Source organism: Manganibacter manganicus, assembly GCF_002075885.1.
In the GTDB taxonomy this organism is placed as follows: domain Bacteria; phylum Pseudomonadota; class Alphaproteobacteria; order Rhizobiales; family Rhizobiaceae; genus Mesorhizobium; species Mesorhizobium manganicum.
The window spans coordinates 38,988-57,844 of sequence record NZ_MDET01000014.1; the positions used below are offsets into that span (position 1 = coordinate 38,988).

Here is an 18,857-nt window from a genome sequence, read left to right on the forward strand (position 1 = left end):
GCTTGCGAATCGCAGTCATCAAGGGATCACCGGGTGTTCGTATCGTTCTTTCCGCAGCCGAAGCTTTTTTTCAGCTCGGCGGCACTGTGGTGCCTTGCAGGCATTCTGTTCTGGTTCTTCGGCGGAGAACAACTCGGCGCGATGATCGGCCTGCCGCCGGCGCCTGCCGGTGCGCCGCCGGTGCTCGGCGTCCCGATGTTCTGGACCGCGCCGTTCATCTGGTTCTACATCTATTTCGGCGTCATGGTCGGCGCGTTTTATCTGTTCTGGCGCCTCTATGCCAATCATCCCTGGCAGAACTGGTCGATTCTCGGCTCGGCGCTGATCCTGTTTTCGACCTATCTCGGCGTGCAGATGTATGTCGCGCTCAACAATTGGCGCGGTCCTTTCTTCGATCTGTTCCAGAAGGCGCTGACAAAAGCGGGCGCCGTCAGCGCCGGCGAACTCTATTCGATGTTCTGGATTTATGCCTGGATCGGCATGTCGGCGATGATGCTGTTCGTTGTCACGCGGTTTTTCGTCAGCCACTATATCTTTCGCTGGCGTACCGCCATGAACGACTACTACATGGCCAACTGGGAGCGTCTACGCCACATCGAGGGCGCTTCGCAGCGCGTCCAGGAAGACACGATGCGTTTTTCCACCACCATGGAAGGGCTCGGCGTCGCCTTGATCGATTCAGTCATGACGCTCATTGCCTTCCTGCCGCTGCTCGCTCAGCTTTCCACCCATGTTACAGCCTTGCCGTTGGTGGGGCAGATTCCCTATTCGCTGGTTTTCGCCGCCGTTGGCTGGTCGGTGTTCGGTACGGTCCTTCTGATGGTGGCCGGCATCAAGCTGCCGGGGCTGGAATTCAAGAACCAGCGGGTCGAGGCCGCCTACCGCAAGGAACTGGTCTATGGCGAGGACGACGAGGCCAAGGCGCGGCCCCCGACCGTCAAGGAATTGTTCTCCCATGTGCGGCGCAACTATTTCACGCTCTATTTTCACTATGCCTATTTCAACATCTTCCGCTCGGGTTTCCAGCAGGCCGATGCGATCTTCTCCAGCGTGATCCTCATTCCAACCATCGCCGCCGGCACCATAACCATGGGCATCTGGCAGCAGATTGCCACGGCGTTCAGCCAGGTGTCTTCGTCCTTCCAATATCTGGTCAACGCATGGCCGACGATCGTGGAGTTGTTGTCGATCTACAAACGCCTCCACGCCTTCGAGGCGACGCTGGAAGGCGAGCCCCTGTCGTCCATCGATCGCGAGTTCCACGAGGGCGGGCGCGTAGAGGACTTCGCGTGAAAGCGATTCAGCCGCCGGCGGGCTGCTGCTTTCCCTTGTCGATGCGCGCCGCATAATCCTTGAAAGAAATGCACGCGACATCGCTTTTTATGCAGACCTCGCCGGCAAAGCGTTCCAGCGCGTTCCAATAGGCGCCGTCATTCATCAAGGTGAAATGGAAGCCGAGTTCGAGCGGGATGCGTTCGCCCTCATACTGCTTGTCGAAAGCGGCGCGGAAGGCCCGATAGGCGCGCCCCTCGTATTCTTCTGCGTTGGCCACGTCTTCCTTGGCGCCGGAATGGCGGGCATAGAGATTGTAATCCATGGCAATCACCCGCCGCCCTTTCGGCCCTTCTGGGATCAGCGGCAGCGAGAAGCGGATAATGCCACTATGTCTTTCAGGTTGTGCGGGGCCGCGCGAAATGCCGCTGGCGTCATAGACATATCCGGCTGCGGCCAAGGCTTCATAAAGGCCCTTGCCCGTCGAAAGATAAGGCGCCCGGAAACCGACAGCGGAGTTTGCAACAATGTCCGTCCAGTCGTCGGGTTTTCCAACAATGCCATTGATTGAATAGGCGTCTGTCAAAACGTGCTTGAAGGCGGTGAATTCGGCCAGCCAGTCGGCCTTCGACCAGTTCTTGCCGTCAAAATGGCCGCAGCCATGGCTGGCGATATCATGGCCTTCCAGGGCGGCTTGCCTGATCTGGCCCAGCCGCTCGGCCACTTCGTCTTTCGAGGCGGCAAAGCCGATATTGGATCGGCCGGCGCTTCTGTGCGGGGGCCTGTATTCCTTGCGCGTTTCCCTGCTGAGCAGGAACACGCAGGACAGGAAATAGGTGAAATGCGCGCCGGTGCGCCTGGCCAATGCGCGGCTGCGCTGCCATTGCGAAATCTCGCGCGCGCTGTCGAAGGAGATGATGACGACCTGTTGCGCCTTTGCCGGAGCATGCGGTGCCTCGGCATTGGCTGCGCTCAGGGACGCGAGCAGGGCAAGGGCGGACGCAACAATACGGGATACAAGCGGCATGGGCGCAATCATAATCTTTCGGGCATGGAAAGCGGCGTCACTAGCGAGCGAATATGGCGCGGATGCGTCGCGCCCGATGCTGAGCATGGGCGAAAACACCGCTTTTGGCGAATTTCGGCGGCGGCCCCTTCCATGCCGGCAAATTTCCGCTAAAACGCGGGCTCGACAATCCCGCCCGACGGGCAATCATGGTTTGGTCCCGGCCAATGGCGATAATGGTTTGGTAAATGGCGGACGACAATTTTATTCGTGAAGTCAACGAGGAATTCCGCAAGGAAAAGGCGAAGGTGCTGTGGGACCGCTACGGCCCGATGCTTATCGCGGCGGTGGTTCTCGTCATCCTCGGCACCGCTGCCTTCGTCGGCTATCGCTATTGGGACGAAAGCCGCGCCAACGCCTCGGGCGATGCGTTCGCGCAGGCGCTCGAACTGGCAGATGCCAACAAAGCCGATGAGGCATTGTTGGCTTTCGGCAAGCTCGAAAAGGACAGTTATGGCGCCTATCCGCTGCTGGCGCGCATGCGCGCGGCCACGGTCAAGGCCAATAAGGGCGATTTTGCCGGTGCTGTCGCCGATTTCGACGCCGTCGCTGCCAACAATGACATTCCGGATTCCATCCGCAACGTCGCCCGCCTCCGCGCCGGCCTGCTGCTGGTCGATCACGGCTCTTATGACGATGTCGCCAAGCGGGTCGAGCCGCTTGCCGCCGAAACCAATCCTCTGCGCCACACCGCGCGTGCCGCACTCGGTCTGTCGGCCTGGAAGGAAGGCAAGGCGCAGGATGCGCTGAAACTGTTCGACGAGATCACTGCCGACCCTTCGGCTCCGTCCAATGCGCGCCAGCGCGCCACCATGATGTCCGAACTCATCCGCGGTTCGGGCGTAGTGCCGGCGGCGAGCAATGCGTCGTGATACGGCATGAGCTTCAAGGTAGCCATTCTCGGTCGGCCTAACGTCGGCAAGTCGACTCTTTTCAATCGCCTCGTCGGGCGCAAGCTGGCGCTCGTCGACGACACGCCGGGCGTAACCCGCGATCGTCGGGTGCACGCGGCCAGGTTGTATGATCTTGTCTTCGACGTCATTGACACGGCCGGCTTTGAAGATGCGCCGGCTGCTAGCCTGTCCGGGCGAATGCGCGCGCAGACCGAGATCGCCATCGGCGAGGCTGATCTGGTATTCTTCCTGATCGATGCCAAGGCCGGCCTGATGCCCGATGACCGCACCTTCGCCGATGTTGTGCGCCGCTCCGGCAAGCCGGTCGTTCTGGTTGCCAACAAGGCGGAGGCGCGCGGCGCGCAAGGTGGCATGCTGGAAGGCTGGGAACTCGGGCTTGGAGAGCCTATCCCGGTTTCCGCCGAACATGGCCAGGGCCTGCCTGATCTGCGCGATGCGGTTATAGAAGCGCTTGGTAAAGAGCGTGCGCTGGGGGGCGACGAGGACGACGACGAGGAAATCGCGGCGAGCGAAGTTCTGATCGGCGAGGATATCGCCGATCCCGACGCCGATGCGCCGGCCTATGACGAAACCAAGCCGCTGCGCATTGCCGTCGTCGGGCGTCCCAATGCGGGCAAATCGACGCTGATCAACGCCCTGATCGGCGAGGAACGACTCCTGACCGGACCGGAAGCCGGCATCACACGCGATTCCATTTCCGTCGAATGGGAATGGCGCGGCCGCCATCTGAAATTGTTCGATACCGCCGGCATGCGCCGCAAGGCCCGCGTGCAGGAAAAGCTGGAAAAGCTTTCGGTGGCTGACGGATTGCGTGCCGTGCGCTTTGCCGAAGTCGTCGTCGTCGTCCTGGATGCCACCATTCCGTTCGAGAAGCAGGATCTGCAGATTGCCGACCTGATCGTGCGCGAGGGCAGGGCGCCGGTTATTGCCTTCAACAAATGGGACCTGATTGACAATCCGCAGCAACTCCTGTCCGAATTGCGCGAAAAGACCGAGCGGCTGCTGCCACAGGTGCGCGGCATTCAGGCGGTGACTGTCTCGGCTGAAACAGGGCGCGGCCTCGACAGGCTGATGGAAGCCGTTCTGCGCACGCACAGAATATGGAACAGCCGTGTCTCGACCGGCAAGCTCAATCGCTGGCTGGAGGGCATTCTCGCACATCATCCTCCGCCTGCCGTCGCGGGACGCCGGCTGAAGGTCAAATATGTCACGCAGGCCAAGACGCGCCCGCCGGGTTTTGTCGTCTCCTGTTCGCGTCCCGACGCGATGCCGCAATCCTATGTGCGCTATCTGGTCAACAATCTGCGCGAGGCATTCGACATGCCGGGCGTGCCGATCCGCATGGCGTTGCGTGCCTCGGAAAATCCGTTCGCTGGACGGGCGAAGAAGCGGTAATACTATCATTCAATTTTGTTTCCTGTCGCGACATTCGGCCATCTGGACCGCGATGGGTGGCACAGGTAGAGATTGAGTGGGCACCGTTACAACCGATTGACTTGGATTTTCGAAGAGGAGACGCAAGTGAGCGAGATTTGGTTCCGCACGGGGGAGGCAACCGTCCTGGCGGCGGAAGGGCAGGCGACGGATGCTATGCCGGAGGTGGTCATCGGTTCGGTCAAAGGCCCGGTCGGCCATGCATTTGCTTCGATGATGGGGCAGACGAAGGGCCACACACGCATGTTTGTCGTGCGTGATCTCAATCAGGCGGTCAAGCCGGCGGCGTTGATGACCACCAAGGCCACCATCAAGAACTCGGCTTATGTCGAATTGTTTGGCGGTGTCGTGCAGGCGGCCATGGGCGACGCCATCGTCGATTGCCTGAGCGAGAATATCCTGCCGCGCGATCAGGCCGACGAATTGTGCATGATCATCACGGTCTGGCTCGATCCGCGCTGCGCCAGCGACGAGAACCTCGACAAGAAGGATCTTTATCGCACCAATTACGAGGCGACAAAGCTTGCGATTACCCGCGCCATGACCGGCAAACCGACCGTCGATGAACTGATTGCCAATCGCAAGTCGATCAAACACTACGCCCTGGACGGCGTGATCGACTATTGAAGCCGGCTTTTTCCTGAAGTCAATAACGGCCACCGGTCGGGGCTCGATCTTCGACCGGTGGCCGTTCGCTATCGTGGGTGTATCGCACCTCCCTGTTAACCAACAATCAAGGTTAATGCTCCATCGTCTTTCCAGTGGGTTTTTTCGCGTTCTGGAGAGTTTTCCGTGCATCGACGTTTTGTTGAGCGGTTGCGCGCCGCAGCCGATGGCAGGTCGCGCTCGCTGCTCTCTCCGCTGGTTGTCGGGCTTGGCATCTGGGTGGGCTTTCCCAGCGCGACTGCCTATCAGGACATGACAAGTCTGGTATCCGGGCTCGAATCGCCCGGTACACGCTGGAATGCCTATATCGAAAAATCAGCGGCCGGCTCCATACAGGCGGCTGACATGCCCTTTACCGATTCCAGCGCCGTCGCCGGTTCGCTGTCGGGTGCCGGCGTCGAATTGCCGGGCGTCGGCACGGTCGCATTTCGGTCCAAGAGCGGTCTCGTTGGAGAAACGCCCGACGAGGACCGCGTCATGCGCGCCGACAAGGGCAACCGGGTAATGAAAATCGTGCCGGTTGCTCCGCCGAAGAATTTCAGTGCCGGTTCCCTGTTCGAGCGTACCAGCTATCTGCTGCGTCCAAGCATGAACAGCGGCATGAAACTGGCGTTCGCTAAGCCAAAGATCAAAGGGGAGGAAGTGCAGATCGCTTCCACCTTCCACATTCGCGAAGCTCGCAAGCCGAATTTCGACGTGCCGCCTATGCTTGCGAAACTGTTCAACGACAACAAGCCGGACGTGCTGGCTACTGCGTATGCCTCCGCCGATCCGGATTATGCCAAGGCTTCGCCATTCGAGGTTCTGCTCAAGGACAAGAAGCCGAATGCCGGCCGTTTCATTCCGCCAATGTCGGAAGGTGATCACGCCTGGATGGAAAACCCGCTGCCGCCGAGCGTCTTCTCCAAGAAGGAGCAGTCCTGCCTGGCCAATGCGATCTATTTCGAGGCCCGCAGCGAATCGATGCGCGGTCAGGCGGCTGTCGCCCAGGTCGTGCTCAATCGAGTGCGCAATCCGGCTTATCCGGGTTCCATATGCGGTGTGGTGTACCAGAACCAGAATTGGCGCAACGCCTGCCAGTTTTCTTTTGCCTGCGACGGCCACAAGGATGTGGTGCGCAGCCACAGCCATTACAAACTAGCCAAGGAAATCGCCATGGCGGTGACGGCCGGCAAAATCTTCTTGCCAGAAGTCGGTTCGGCGACGCATTACTACGCCAACTATGTCAATCCCGGCTGGGCGCGGACCATGCACAGGATGACCAAGATCGGCCTGCATATTTTTTACCGTACCTATGGCGGCGGCTGGAGTTGAAGCAGCCTTTGGCCAACAGACCTCCAGTGGCCAAATTTCGTGGATTCGCGCGCTTTGCATCCAGCCCTGCGGTGGGCACGATGTCGCATCCCCATAAGTTCCTGATTTCATAATACAAAATGTGGTGTGGTGAAGTTCCGTCCGTGGCTTGACGGGTGGAAGCCCTCTATCTATGTTGCGCCCGAATTGGATGCGGGCGAACGGAGACGTTTCGGCCGGGAAAGGGGTTGCGATGGCCGGGCAGAAAAGGCCAGGCGGAACCGGCGATACCGGACCCGACCCTCGCCGCGATGCCGGCATCCGTGACGACGATCTTGAGCGCCGCCGGCGCGATCTCGGAGCATCGCTTGCCGAGAGGATGCCGGGCCGGTCCGAGGGAAAAGACGGGAAACCGGAGAGTAGCGCCACTGGATATGCCCAGGCGGTCAAGCTTTCTGGCGAATTCATTGCCGGAGTGGCTGTCGGTGCCGCACTTGGCTGGGCGATCGATCGTTGGGCGGGAACATCGCCTTGGGGCATGATCGTCTTTTTGCTCCTCGGCTTCGGCGCTGGCATATTGAATGTCCTGCGTTCAGCGGGGCTGGTTGCTGACTTCGGCCAGGCTGACAAACGGCCATCCGGCCGGGATGAATGAAACAAGCGCGGTGTCGCAATTGACGACCGCGCAAGAGCAGGGGCCGCGCAAGGCGGCTTTGATGGGGAAGGCAAGTGGCAGCTGACAAGGTCGATCCGATCCACCAGTTCCAGATTCACACGATCGTGCCCCTGCATATCGGCGGCTATGATGTGTCCTTCACTAATGCCTCGCTGTTCATGGTCATTGTCGTGCTGCTGACGGGTGGGTTCCTTTACCTGTCCATGGCGGGGCGCGGCATGGTTCCGACGCGCCTGCAGTCGATCTCTGAAATGTGCTATGAGTTCACGGCCTCCATGCTCAAGGACGCCGCCGGCACGCAGGGCATGAAGTTCTTTCCCTTCGTGTTCTCGATCTTCATGTTCGTTCTGGTGGCGAACCTGCTTGGCCTGTTTCCTTATTTCTTCACCGTAACCAGCCACATCATCGTTACCTTTGCGCTGTCGATGCTGATCATCCTGACCGTGGTTGTCTATGGCTTTGGCAAGCACGGGTTCCGGTTCCTCAAGCTGTTCGTGCCGAGCGGCGTTCCGGTCGTGCTGCTGCCGCTGGTGGTGGCGATTGAACTGGTTTCGTTCCTGTCGCGCCCTGTCAGCCTTTCGGTTCGTCTTTTCGCCAACATGCTGGCCGGCCATATCACCCTCAAGGTTTTTTCCGGTTTCGTGATTTCGCTGAGCGCATTGGGCGCCGTCGGCGTCGCCGGCGCCGTGCTGCCGCTTGCGATGGCCGTGGCGCTTACAGCGCTTGAACTCCTAGTTTCGGCATTGCAGGCCTATGTCTTCGCCATTCTGACCTGCATGTACCTTAACGACGCCCTGCATCCCAGCCACTAGGGCGGCTGGCACGGGCGATATTCCACTGCATTGCAACCAATTCCCATCAAGGAGAGAAAAATGGAAGTTGAAGCAGCTAAGTACATCGGCGCCGGTATTGCTTGCCTCGGCATGGGCGGCGCAGGCATCGGCCTCGGCCACATCTTCGGCAACTATCTGGCTGGCGCGCTGCGCAATCCGTCTGCTGCCGATGGCCAGTTCGGCCGCCTGATTTTCGGCTTCGCCGTGACGGAAGCCATGGGCATCTTCTCGCTGCTCATCGCGTTGCTGGCTCTGTTCGGCTAATCGATCACTGGAATAAGGCCCGCTGTGCACGCGGGCCTGCATGACGGGAACAAGCTGATGTTCGTCACGACTGCTTATGCGGAAGAGGCTGCGCCCGCCGCTCAGGCCGGAACAGAGGTGCCGCATCAAGAAGGAGGGCATGAAAGCTTTCCGCCCTTCGACGCGACCACCTTTCCGTCCCAGCTTCTGTGGTTGGCGATCACCTTTGGCCTGTTCTATGTCTTCCTGAAGAAGACGGTGGTGCCGCGCATCGGCGGCGTCATCGAAGAACGCAGCAGTCGCATCACCTCTGATCTGGATCAGGCCGCGAAGCTGAAGGACGAGGCAGACGCCGCTGTTGCTGCTTATGAGCAGGAACTCGCGGAGGCCAAGACCCGCGCCAATGCCATCGGCCAGGAGGCGCGTGACGCTGCCAAGGCGGAAGCCGAGACGGCGCGCAAATCTGTCGAAGCCGACCTTGAAAGCAAACTTGCCGAAGCCGAAAGCCATATCGCGACGATCAAGACCGCCGCGATGAAGGATGTCGGCGCCATTGCCGAAAGCACGGCGACCGCTATCATCGAGCGTCTGCTGGGCAAGGCGGACAAGGCCGATGTGGCCGCGGCCGTCAAATCCGCTGCCGGTTGAGGAAAGATCATGGACGCAACAGCTCTTGCAACTGTGTGGGCAGCGATTGCGCTGTTCATCTTCATCGGCATAATGATCTATATCAAGGTTCCGGCCATGGTGACGAAGTCGCTGGACAGCCGGGCCGGCAAGATCCGCGACGAACTCGCCAATGCGCGTCAATTGCGCGAGGAAGCGCAGAAACTGCTCGCCGATTACCAGCAGAAGCGCAAGGAAGCCGAGCAGGAAGCCGCGGCCATTGTCGAGGCGGCAAAGCATGATGCCTCGGTGCTGGCCAAGGAAGCGCATGAGCGCACCGAGGAATATGTCGCCCGTCGTACGGCACTTGCCGAACAGAAGATCGGCCAGGCCGAGCGCGAGGCGATTGCCGAAGTGCGTGCCAGTGCCGTCGATCTTGCTGTCGAGGCTGCCCGCAATGTGCTGGCCAGCCAGGCAGGCGGCAAGGCCGGAGCGGACCTTTTCAAGGCATCGATGGCCGAAGTAAAATCCAAGCTCAACTGAGCCGCCTCGCAGCCGCATCGATTGACGAAGCCGTTGGGGGAAACCCGGCGGCTTTTTTCTTTCCCGGACCGGGTGGTGGGGGTTTGGTCAGTTCCGGCCGGTTTCGAGCCGCAGCGGCGCGAAGGAAAAGCGGTGCAGGCGCTTGATCGGCCCGTGCGTCTGGAGGGCGGTTCGATGGCGAACCGTCGCATAGCCCATATGCACCTCGAATCCGTAATGCCCGTGATGATTGCCGCAATCGGCCATCATGCGGTCGCGCAACACCTTGGCGACGATCGAGGCTGCGGCGATCGATTGCGAACGCTGGTCGCCGCGCACCAGTGCCCGCCCCGCACAGGGCAGGCCGGGTGGCACATCGCGGCCGTCGGCCAGCGCCAGCTTCGGGGCGAGCGGCAATCCGCACAGCGCGCGGCGCATCGCTTCCAGACTGGCTTTGAGGATATTGCTGGCATCGATCCCCTCGGCGGAGATCGAGGCCATCGACACGCCCAGCGCACGGCCGAGGATATTTGAAAACAGGGCTTCGCGCTGGTGCGCATTGAGGCGCTTGGAATCGTCCAGGCCTTCGGGAATATTGTCCGGATCGAGCACCACGGCCGCCGCCACGACCGGCCCGGCCAGTGGTCCGCGCCCGGCTTCGTCCATGCCGGCGACAGGCCATAGACCATCTCTCCTCGCCTTCGTTTCGAAGGAGAAATCGGGTCTTTCCACAATCTCGAAGAGAAGCGGAGAATCAGGGCGGGTGCGAAGCATAGCGCGGCGAACTTCGCATTGGCCCCGATTCTCCGCAAGCCCTTGCAGCCGGTGGGGTAACGGACTGCAAGGGCGCCGTCCTGCAACCGGGGGACAGGGTCGACGGTATTGATCGAAGGCAGGCGTCTGCCGTACCCGGATATTCAAAGCAGCATCAATTGCTCGTTCTCACGCGGTGCGGCCATGAATTGATCCGTGCGCAATTGCCGCCGCTCGACATTGAGGCCGAGCCGCTTGGCTGCGATCTCGAAGCGCCGGCCGATCTGCCAGGCATAGGGACCGGCGCCCTTCATGCGCTTGCCCCACTCGGAATCGTAATCCTTGCCGTCGCGCATCGAACGGATCAATGTCATGACGTGCCGGTAGCGGTCGGGATAATGACGCAGCAGCCAGTCCTTGAAGATCGGCGAAACCTCCAGCGGCAGGCGCAGCACCACATAGCCGGCCTCGCGCGCGCCGGCGGCATGGCCTGAATCGAGGATACGCTCCATCTCCGCATCAGTCAGGCCGGGAATGATCGGCGCCACCATCACCGAAGTCGGGATACCGGCTTGGCTCAATTGCCGGATCGCTTCCAGCCGTTTGGTGGGTGTCGATGCGCGGGGCTCTATGGTGCGCGCTAGCATGCGGTCGAGCGTCGTCACCGAAAGCGCCACCTTGGCAAGTCCGCGCTCGGCCATGCGCGCTAATATGTCGATGTCGCGCGTCACTAGCGCCGATTTGGTGACGATGCCGACCGGATGGCCGCGCGCTTCCAGCACTTCGAGGATTTCGCGCATGATGCGATGCGCCTTCTCGATCGGCTGATAGGGATCGGTGTTGGTGCCGATGGCGATGGTTCGTGGTTGGTAACCCTGTTTCGACAATTCCTTGTCGAGCAGGCGTGCGGCATCCGGCTTGGCGAACAGCTTCGATTCGAAATCGAGCCCCGGCGAAAGGCCCATATAGGCGTGGGTCGGGCGGGCGAAGCAATAGACGCAGCCATGTTCGCAGCCGCGATAGGGATTGATCGAACGGTCGAAGGAGATGTCGGGCGACTGGTTGCGGGTGATGATGGTACGCGGCTTTTCAACCTGCACTTCGGTCTTGAAAGGCGGCAATTCCTCGAGTGAATCCCAGCCGTCGTCGAAAACATGGCGGCTGACCGGCTCGTAGCGGCCTGATGGGTTGATGCCGGCGGCGCGGCCGCGATTGCGTTCCGGCCTGGCGCGGATGCCGCTCTGTTCGATGATTGCATTCGCCATTTCGGTTCGTCCGGCTCCGAAGGCTGCAATGTCTGCACGCACGATCTGTTCCATTCTGGCCCTCTCGAAAGGGTTGTCTGCTGGCTGACGAATCGCTGTTCTCATGAAATTATTCCTATATTGCGGAATGGAACAAAGCAAGAACAAATGCGATGAAGCTGGCGTATCCATCCTGCGTCGGCTATTGCGCTGTGATGCTCAGCGTTGTCATCGAAGCTCTGAATGTGGAGGCGGCACTCGCCCGGACGCTTGCCTCCCTGGTCGAAGGTGCGGTCGAGGGGGTGGTGCGCGAGGTTCTGGTGGTGGACGGTGGCTCTTCCGATAGCACCCGCGAGATCGCCGAACAGGCGGGGTGCACGGTGCTGAGCGGGATTGGGCTGGGCGAGGTCATCGCCGGAGCAAAGGGAAACTGGCTGTTGTTCATCGAGCCCGGCGCCCGGTTGAGCGAAGACTGGGCAGCGGGAACCGACGCCTATATCGCCGCGCAGGCTGCGATGCCCGCGCGTTTCACCCCTTTGCGCGTGGGGCGGCGGCCACTGTTTACATGGAGTTTTGCGCGGCCTCGCGCTTTGTCGCAAGGCTTTCTCATTTCAAAAAAACGCGCTGCGGCTCGCGCGAAGAGCGCCGACAGCGCCGAGGCGCTCGTCCGTGGCATGGCGGCAAAGACCTTGCCCGTTGGCATCTGGCCGGCGGCATCATAACCGGCAAGACGCACTTCACCGTTGCCACGCCCGGCTTTCACCATCTGGCCATTTCAAAGAACGGACCTTTCTTGATGAAAGGTCGGGAAGACGGGCGGCCGTTCAGTCGCTCATCTAGGTATTCTGTTTTCGCTATCTTGAGACGGTGACATGACACGCCTGTCTCGTTACTTTGAGGGGGCGGCACCCAAACCTCCCTCATCGTCAGGAGGCAGCGTGAGTTGCCGTCTCGAACGACGCACAGTTCCAACCACAACCGTCCTCACCCAGAATAAGAGCGGGGCGGTGCCGGGTTCCTGAGGCTCAGAAGTGCAGCCGCACCCACCTTCCTCATGCTGAGGAGCCGGCCTCGCCGGCATCTCGAAGCAGGCACAGCATAACTTGCCAGCGCAAGATGTGAGCACGAAGAGGCGAACCTCGAAGGGTGCAAGGCTCTGTCCATGCAAACCGGAGCGGCCCTCATGCGTCGACGGCGCCTTCAGCGTGCAGCCGAAAGGAATGACGGGGCTAAGCTGTTCAGCCTGATGTCCAGCCATTTACCGAGACCAGCATGCAGGTCGCCAGCCTGCCTCAGAATGAAGGTGATGGTCGTTGAGAGGGAATGCCGGAAAAACAAAAGCGGCGGGATGAACCCGCCGCTTCCACGTTCCGAAAAACCGGGACGTATTCAGTGATTGCCGAAATCGCGCTGGCGCAGGCGAACGGCCTCATCAGACGCGTTCTGGTTGTGGCCGGCATTCAGCAACTCATAAGTGCTGTTATGCACCGAAGAGGTGGTGGTGGCGTCAACAGCCTGCTGGTTGGCGATGGTGTTGATATCGCTACCGCCGACATAGGGGTTTTCGGCGAAAGCCGCGCCCGTCACGGTCAGAAGGGCGGCTGCGGCAAGAGCAATCTTTTTCATTTTAAGACTCCAGTATTTCAAAATGCTCGTCCTCAATCGGCGTGCTTGGGAGGAGACGCGTCGGTCGGACAGCCCCGATGTGGGAGGGCAACATCGCCATTTCCAATCACGAAGTTTTTCCATCTGGACCATGAATCTCCATCTTGAAACCCGGCGAGGGGGCAGGCGGTTATAATTAAATGTTTTGGAAGCAATGAGTTACGCAACCGGACATTGGCCGATATGCAAAAACATACTTAGCCGGCGTTCACCATGTGATGAACAGCGCGTCAACAAATATCGAACCAAATGGTTCGATTTAAGCCGTATCTAATTCATTTCCGCCCCGATCGGGCCGCGCCGCACTCACACGAAGGGCTCGCCGATCTCGTATTTTTCGGGAACAAGGCGTTTGAGATAAGCCGTGGCGGCCTCGGAAAGCTGGTTGCTGCCCGCTTGCAGGAAATCGTCCGGCATATGGCGCGTCTTGCCGGCGACGGCGGCAAGCGGCACCTTGCGAAACATAGTCTTGCCGTTCTCATGCTGGAGCGCGACAGAACCGCCGCCTTCGCTGGCAACGGTTACGGCGAAGACGCCGGCGTCGAAAGCTTCCTGGCTGTCGACCGGATTGATGGAGCCGACGAAGCCGCGCGGCATGTAGCCGAGCGCATCGACGCGCGCGCGCTTGCCGGGCAGCCCCTCGGCCAACGCCTGTTCCAACGCCGCGGTGAGGTCGCTGCCGGAAAGCTTGACATTGCCGAAGGCGTCGCGTTCGAGTTTGTCCGCTGCCACCACGCTTTCCACCAGAGAGCGGCCATCCGCGGTCGAGATGCCTTCCGAAACGGCCACGACGCAGCGCCGATGGCGCGCCAGCGTCGCCTTCACGTCGTCGATGAAACGCTCCACCGAGAAAGCACGTTCCGGCACATAGACGAGATGTGGGCCGTTGTCCTCATCCTTGCGCCAGGCCGCTGCGGCGGCGGTGAGAAAGCCGGCGTGGCGGCCCATGACAATGCCGACATAAATGCCCGGCAATGCCCGGAAATCGAGATCGACGGACATAAAGGCGCTGGCGACGAATTCGGCCGCCGAGATGAATCCCGGCGTGTGGTCGTTTTCCACCAGATCGTTGTCGATGGTCTTGGGTGCATGCACGAAGGCGATCTTGCCGGCGGCGGCATCGGTCAGGATCTGCTGCGTGCCCGAGGTGTCATTGCCGCCAATATAGATGAAGGCGTCGGCGCCGGCCTTGTGCAGGCCCTTCAGCACTGCCTCGCAATAGGCCTGATCCGGCTTATCGCGGGTGGAACCCAGCGCCGCACCCGGCGTGCGGCCGATGAGTCGCAATTGCTCTTCGTGCATGTCGGACAAATCGACATAGTCGCCGTCGCGGATGCCGCGCACGCCATGGCGCGATCCCAGCACGCGCGCGCCGGGATAGCGCTTGCGCAATTCGATCACCGCGCCCACGACCGTCTGGTTGATGACGGCCGTCGGGCCGCCGCCCTGCGCGATTACGAAGGTTTCGCTCATCTGTTGCTCCCAAGGCAATTGGTTGCACCTTCGCCTCTCTGAAGCCAAGGCGCAACGGAATTTCTTGAAGGAATTGATAGCTTCAGACGACAACGACGGGATTGCGCTTGGTCACCCGGCTGTAGAGATCGATGATATCCTGGTTGATAAGCCGCACGCAGCCGGACGACATCGCCTTGCCGATCGACCACCATTCCGGCGAGCCGTGGATGCGGTAGCCGGTATCCTGTCCGTCCTTGTAGATGTAGAGCGCGCGGGCGCCGAGCGGATTGTCCAGGCCGCCGGGCTGGCCGCCCTGCCATTTCACCAATTCCGGCTTGCGCGCAATCATTTCTGCCGGCGGCGTCCATGTCGGCCATTCGCGGCCATACTGTATCTGCGCGCGGCCCGACCAGCGAAAGCCGTCGCGGCCGATGCCGACGCCGTAGCGAATGGCTTCGCCGCCCGGCTCGACCAGATAGAGCATGCGTTCCTTGAGGCGCACGACGATGGTGCCCGGCGCCTCACCGGTCGGATCGAGAACGATCTGGCGGCGGAATTCCGGCTTGATCTTCAGATAAGGGACGGCGGGAATGGTAAAGCCGCCATCCGTCAACGAGGCATACATCACGTCCGGGCTGGTGATGTTCTTGTCGACGCTGATGCTCGGCCGGGCCGGCCTGATCGAACCTGTCGGCGTCATGTCGAGGTTAGGCGGTGCAAACTGAAGGGCGGAGACGTCCATGGAGTTGCTGGTGCAGCCCGTGGCCCCAGCCAGCGTCATCGCCCCGAAACCGGCAAGCAGGGACCGCCGCGAAAGCCGGTTGCCGCTGGCCGTCGCGCCATCGTCATCGCTCCGCGTTGAAATTTCTGGCAGCTCGCCCATTCCCGCCCGTGCCTTTCCACCGGGGACGAGACCCCGGCCATGGCGGCATTTTCGACAAACGTGGTTGATAAAGCGTGAACGCGCTTCAGGGATGCAGGCGTAAAACGCTAGCATATGCTTGAACGAACCGGCGTCTCATGGTCTTTGGCCAGGGCAGGTGAACGGTCTGTAATATTTATTGGATGGAGAGCGGCATGTATCTTGGCCTCGATCTCGGCACGTCGGGCGTCAAGGCGCTGCTGATCGACGACCGGCAGGCGATTATCGGCTCAGGGCACGCGTCGCTTGACATATCGCGCCCGCAACCGGGCTGGTCGGAGCAGGAGCCTTCGCATTGGGTGCGCGCTTGCGGCGAGGCCGTTGCCAAACTCAAGGCGCAGCATGGCGCAGCACTTTCCGCCGTCAAGGGCATCGGCCTGTCCGGCCAGATGCATGGTGCAACCCTTCTCGACAAGGCCGACAAGGTGCTGCGGCCCTGTATCTTGTGGAATGACACGCGCAGCCATGCCGAGGCCGCGAAACTGGACGCCGATCCGCGCTTTCGCGCGATCACCGGCAATATCGTCTTTCCCGGCTTCACCGCGCCGAAGCTCGTCTGGGTGAAGAACAACGAGCCCGCCATTTTCGACCAAGTGGCGAAAGTGCTTTTGCCGAAGGACTATCTCCGGCTCTGGCTGACCGGCGAGCATATTTCGGAAATGTCGGATTCTGCCGGCACCTCTTGGCTGGACGTCGGCAACAGGCGCTGGTCGCCGGAACTTCTGGCCGCGACCGCGCTGGATGAAGGCCATATGCCCTCGCTGGTCGAGGGCAGTGACAAGGCCGGCGGCCTGCGTGCCGAACTCGCCAGTCAATGGGGCATGAAGGCCGGCATCCCTATTGCCGGTGGCGCCGGCGACAATGCCGCCTCGGCCTGCGGCATGGGCACGGTCGGCCACGGCCATGCTTTCGTGTCGCTCGGCACCTCCGGCGTGCTGTTCGCCGCCATCGGCGCCTACAAGCCCAATGCCGAAAGCGCGGTGCACACTTTCTGTCATGCTTTGCCCAACACATGGCATCAGATGGGCGTTGTTCTTTCGGCAACCGATTCGCTGAACTGGCTGGCCGGCGTCACCGGCAAGGGTGCCGCCGCGCTCACCGATGAACTCGGCGATGCGCTCAAGGCGCCGTCCGGCATCACCTTCCTGCCTTACCTTTCGGGTGAGCGCACACCTTATAACGATTCTTCCATTCGCGGGTCATTCATCGGCCTCGGCCATGAATCGGACCGCGCCAGGCTCACGCAAGCGGTGCTGGAGGGTGTGGCCTTCGCTTTCCGCGACAGCCTGGAGGCGCTGGCCAGCGCCGGCACGAAACTGGAGCGGGTGACGGCCATCGGCGGCGGCTCGAAGTCGCGCTATTGGCTGAAGGCGGTGGCGACGGCGCTCGGCATCCCCGTCGATATTCCCGCCGATGGCGATTTCGGCGCCGCCTTCGGCGCTGCCCGGCTCGGGCTGATCGCCGCCACCGGCGCGGATCCGTTCGGCATCTGCACCGCGCCGGCAACCGACGAGACGATCGAGCCGGACACGGCATTGGCGGCGGCCTTTAATGAAGCCTATGGCCGCTATCGCGCCCTCTATCCGGCCGTCAAGATCGTGACCGGATAAGAGATCGTCCGTCTCATCGCGCCGACGGCATTTATTGCGCCGGGACCTTGTCGAGAAACCCGGTGACGCTTTTCAGCCGGCCGTTCTCGATGGTGCCGATATCGGTGCCTTCGATAACTGATTCCGTGCCTTCCGAGCCGAGCATCCAGGAAAAGCGGATATTGTCGGCAAAACCGTCCGGCTTGCCTTTCAGCGAGAAGCGGAATCCGGGGAATTGCTGTTGCACGCCTTCGATCAGCGCGGCAAGCCCGTCATAGCCGTTGCCCTGCATGATCGGGTCGCGATAGCTGACATCGCCGGTAAAGGCGGTTTCCAGACTGGCCTGTCGCGCTTCGGCATCGGCTTCGTTCCAGGCGGCGATGTAGTTGTGGGCGACGGTTTCGAGGTCGGTCATGGTCTGTCTCCTTGGTTTGACAAAACCGTTTTCGACGAAGACCAGGCTGAGACCAATTACCTTGCGGGTAATCGGCGTGCGATGAATCGCGAGATCCGCAGGCTGGAGTCCGACTCTGCCGCGTCCGTTAATGATTGAGGCAAATTTTTGCGCATGCCGCCACGTAATCACCTTTGCCTTGCCTTCAAACAGCCGTCACAGAACATGCATATTGTCGCCTCTGCAACGAACCGGAAAGGAGGCAAATCGATATGCACACCGAACGCGAAATTGACGCCCTTCTCTCGCAGGGCGAGGCCGGATCGATCATTGACAGGCTGATGGCAATGCCGCGCCCCGCCGAGGTTGGCAAAGCCCCCAATGAGTGGGACCGGGCTGTCGCCAGCCGTTTCGAGACCCACCTTGCCCGCCAGATGCGTTCCCTCATCGACAATGCGGATCACCACCGCGACGCGGCCTGAGCGGCCGCTTCTCCAAACCGTTTGACGGACGTGGAAGCGTCCGCCATCCTTGCTCCATGTTGCGCGGCGTGCTTCTGGACCTTGGCGGCGTCGTCTATGACGGCGAGACTGTGATTCCCGGTTCCGCCGAGGCCGTCGGCCGGCTGCGCGCTTATGGGCTTGCCGTTCGCTTCATCAGCAACACGACGCGTTCGCCGCGCGCCGCGCTTGTCCGGCAGCTTGCCGCTTTCGGGATTGTCGTGGCCGAGCATGAACTGGTCACGCCGGCGGGTGCTGCGAGGGACTGGCTCCTGCGCAACAGGCGTTCGCCGCACCTGGTGGTTCATCCGAAGCTCAGGCCGGAATTCGACGGGGTGTCTTTTGAGGGCGCACCTGCGGTTGTCGTCGGCGATGCCGGTGATACCTTCGACTATGCGATGCTCAACGCGGCGTTCCGGCAATTGATGGAGGGCGCGGCCTTCATTGCGCTGGCCAACAACCGCATGTTCAAGGACCGTGACGGCCTGCCCAGCATGGATGCCGGCGCCTTCGTTGCGGCGCTGGAGTTTGCTAGCGGCGTCAAGGCGGAGGTGATCGGCAAGCCCGCGCCGGCTTTCTTTCACGCCGCGCTGGCCGAGATGGGCTGTACGGCGCAGGAGGTGTCGATGGTCGGCGACGATGCCGAAAGCGATGTCGCTGGCGCTTTACGCGCAGAACTGGGCTGCGCGCTGCTGGTCCGGACAGGAAAGTACCGCGCCGGCGACGAGACGCGCTTCAGCCCAAAGCCGAGCGCCGTGGTGGCCGATCTCGCGGAAGCGGTCGATCACATTCTATCCAAGGTGGGCTGAC

The 18,857-nt window shown here is 61.2% G+C and carries 21 protein-coding genes; 14 read left to right on the forward strand and 7 right to left on the reverse strand.

The features are described from left to right. The first annotated feature begins 33 nt into the window (after positions 1-33). Entirely contained in the window at positions 34-1,293 is a 1,260-nt protein-coding gene (gene sbmA / locus BFN67_RS11025; RefSeq protein WP_080919669.1) for a peptide antibiotic transporter SbmA, read from the forward strand. Between the two features lie 7 nt (positions 1,294-1,300). Here the strand turns inward: sbmA and BFN67_RS11030 are convergent, their stop codons facing one another. Next, positions 1,301-2,299, reverse strand: a complete 999-nt coding sequence (locus BFN67_RS11030; RefSeq protein ID WP_080919726.1) for a polysaccharide deacetylase family protein — start codon at positions 2,297-2,299, stop codon at positions 1,301-1,303. Between the two features lie 227 nt (positions 2,300-2,526). Here BFN67_RS11030 and BFN67_RS11035 point away from each other — a divergent pair, with 227 nt between their 5' ends. From BFN67_RS11035 to BFN67_RS11075, 9 genes are all read left to right on the forward strand, one after another. Continuing rightward, positions 2,527-3,210 carry a tetratricopeptide repeat protein gene (locus BFN67_RS11035; RefSeq protein ID WP_080919670.1) on the forward strand — a complete coding sequence of 228 codons (684 nt, stop codon included), beginning with the start codon at positions 2,527-2,529 and terminating at the stop codon, positions 3,208-3,210. A gap of 6 nt (positions 3,211-3,216) precedes the next feature. Next, a complete protein-coding gene (der, locus tag BFN67_RS11040; RefSeq protein ID WP_080919671.1) occupies positions 3,217-4,647 on the forward strand; it encodes a ribosome biogenesis GTPase Der in 1,431 nt (476 codons plus the stop codon). Between the two features lie 126 nt (positions 4,648-4,773). Further along, positions 4,774-5,313 carry a formaldehyde-activating enzyme gene (fae, locus tag BFN67_RS11045; protein ID WP_080919727.1) on the forward strand — a complete coding sequence of 180 codons (540 nt, stop codon included), beginning with the start codon at positions 4,774-4,776 and terminating at the stop codon, positions 5,311-5,313. A gap of 165 nt (positions 5,314-5,478) precedes the next feature. Continuing rightward, entirely contained in the window at positions 5,479-6,666 is a 1,188-nt protein-coding gene (locus BFN67_RS11050) for a cell wall hydrolase (protein WP_080919672.1), read from the forward strand. 232 nt (positions 6,667-6,898) lie between these two features. Further along, positions 6,899-7,300: an AtpZ/AtpI family protein gene (locus BFN67_RS11055; protein ID WP_080919673.1), complete on the forward strand. Its 402-nt coding sequence runs from the start codon at positions 6,899-6,901 to the stop codon at positions 7,298-7,300. A gap of 74 nt (positions 7,301-7,374) precedes the next feature. Continuing rightward, positions 7,375-8,133 (forward strand): F0F1 ATP synthase subunit A, encoded by a 759-nt coding sequence (locus BFN67_RS11060; protein ID WP_080919674.1) that lies wholly within the window; start codon positions 7,375-7,377, stop codon positions 8,131-8,133. Positions 8,134-8,193: 60 nt separating this feature from the next. Then, complete coding sequence (locus BFN67_RS11065) at positions 8,194-8,418, forward strand: F0F1 ATP synthase subunit C (RefSeq protein ID WP_080919675.1); 225 nt, start codon at positions 8,194-8,196, stop codon at positions 8,416-8,418. Positions 8,419-8,475: 57 nt separating this feature from the next. Continuing rightward, positions 8,476-9,045 (forward strand): F0F1 ATP synthase subunit B, encoded by a 570-nt coding sequence (locus tag BFN67_RS11070; protein WP_080919728.1) that lies wholly within the window; start codon positions 8,476-8,478, stop codon positions 9,043-9,045. 9 nt (positions 9,046-9,054) lie between these two features. Continuing rightward, positions 9,055-9,546 carry a F0F1 ATP synthase subunit B gene (locus BFN67_RS11075; protein ID WP_080919676.1) on the forward strand — a complete coding sequence of 164 codons (492 nt, stop codon included), beginning with the start codon at positions 9,055-9,057 and terminating at the stop codon, positions 9,544-9,546. Between the two features lie 87 nt (positions 9,547-9,633). Here the strand turns inward: BFN67_RS11075 and BFN67_RS11080 are convergent, their stop codons facing one another. Then, positions 9,634-10,299 carry a ribonuclease HII gene (locus BFN67_RS11080; protein ID WP_080919677.1) on the reverse strand — a complete coding sequence of 222 codons (666 nt, stop codon included), beginning with the start codon at positions 10,297-10,299 and terminating at the stop codon, positions 9,634-9,636. A gap of 143 nt (positions 10,300-10,442) precedes the next feature. Next, positions 10,443-11,597, reverse strand: a complete 1,155-nt coding sequence (locus tag BFN67_RS11085; RefSeq protein ID WP_080919678.1) for a PA0069 family radical SAM protein — start codon at positions 11,595-11,597, stop codon at positions 10,443-10,445. Between the two features lie 98 nt (positions 11,598-11,695). Between BFN67_RS11085 and BFN67_RS11090 the strand changes: the two genes are divergently transcribed. Then, on the forward strand, positions 11,696-12,244 hold the full coding sequence (locus BFN67_RS11090; RefSeq protein ID WP_245295235.1) for a glycosyltransferase: 549 nt from the start codon (positions 11,696-11,698) through the stop codon (positions 12,242-12,244). A gap of 667 nt (positions 12,245-12,911) precedes the next feature. Here the strand turns inward: BFN67_RS11090 and BFN67_RS11095 are convergent. From BFN67_RS11095 to BFN67_RS11105, 3 genes are all read right to left on the reverse strand, one after another. Further along, the gene (locus tag BFN67_RS11095; protein WP_080919679.1) at positions 12,912-13,148 is read right to left on the reverse strand and encodes a hypothetical protein; all 237 of its coding nucleotides are present in this window, start codon (positions 13,146-13,148) and stop codon (positions 12,912-12,914) included. 345 nt (positions 13,149-13,493) lie between these two features. After that, positions 13,494-14,660 carry a diphosphate--fructose-6-phosphate 1-phosphotransferase gene (locus tag BFN67_RS11100; RefSeq protein WP_080919680.1) on the reverse strand — a complete coding sequence of 389 codons (1,167 nt, stop codon included), beginning with the start codon at positions 14,658-14,660 and terminating at the stop codon, positions 13,494-13,496. An 82-nt stretch (positions 14,661-14,742) separates the two neighbouring features. Then, positions 14,743-15,423: a L,D-transpeptidase gene (locus BFN67_RS11105; RefSeq protein WP_425349771.1), complete on the reverse strand. Its 681-nt coding sequence runs from the start codon at positions 15,421-15,423 to the stop codon at positions 14,743-14,745. A 296-nt stretch (positions 15,424-15,719) separates the two neighbouring features. Here BFN67_RS11105 and xylB point away from each other — a divergent pair, with 296 nt between their 5' ends. Continuing rightward, entirely contained in the window at positions 15,720-17,174 is a 1,455-nt protein-coding gene (xylB, locus tag BFN67_RS11110; protein WP_080919682.1) for a xylulokinase, read from the forward strand. A 31-nt stretch (positions 17,175-17,205) separates the two neighbouring features. On the opposite strand, the gene BFN67_RS11115 is transcribed toward xylB, so the two are convergent. After that, a complete protein-coding gene (locus BFN67_RS11115; protein WP_080919683.1) occupies positions 17,206-17,568 on the reverse strand; it encodes a nuclear transport factor 2 family protein in 363 nt (120 codons plus the stop codon). Between the two features lie 251 nt (positions 17,569-17,819). Here BFN67_RS11115 and BFN67_RS11120 point away from each other — a divergent pair, with 251 nt between their 5' ends. Both BFN67_RS11120 and BFN67_RS11125 read left to right on the forward strand, forming a co-directional pair. Then, on the forward strand, positions 17,820-18,029 hold the full coding sequence (locus BFN67_RS11120; protein WP_080919684.1) for a hypothetical protein: 210 nt from the start codon (positions 17,820-17,822) through the stop codon (positions 18,027-18,029). A 56-nt stretch (positions 18,030-18,085) separates the two neighbouring features. Then, complete coding sequence (locus tag BFN67_RS11125) at positions 18,086-18,856, forward strand: TIGR01458 family HAD-type hydrolase (protein ID WP_080919685.1); 771 nt, start codon at positions 18,086-18,088, stop codon at positions 18,854-18,856. Position 18,857: the final 1 nt, after the last annotated feature.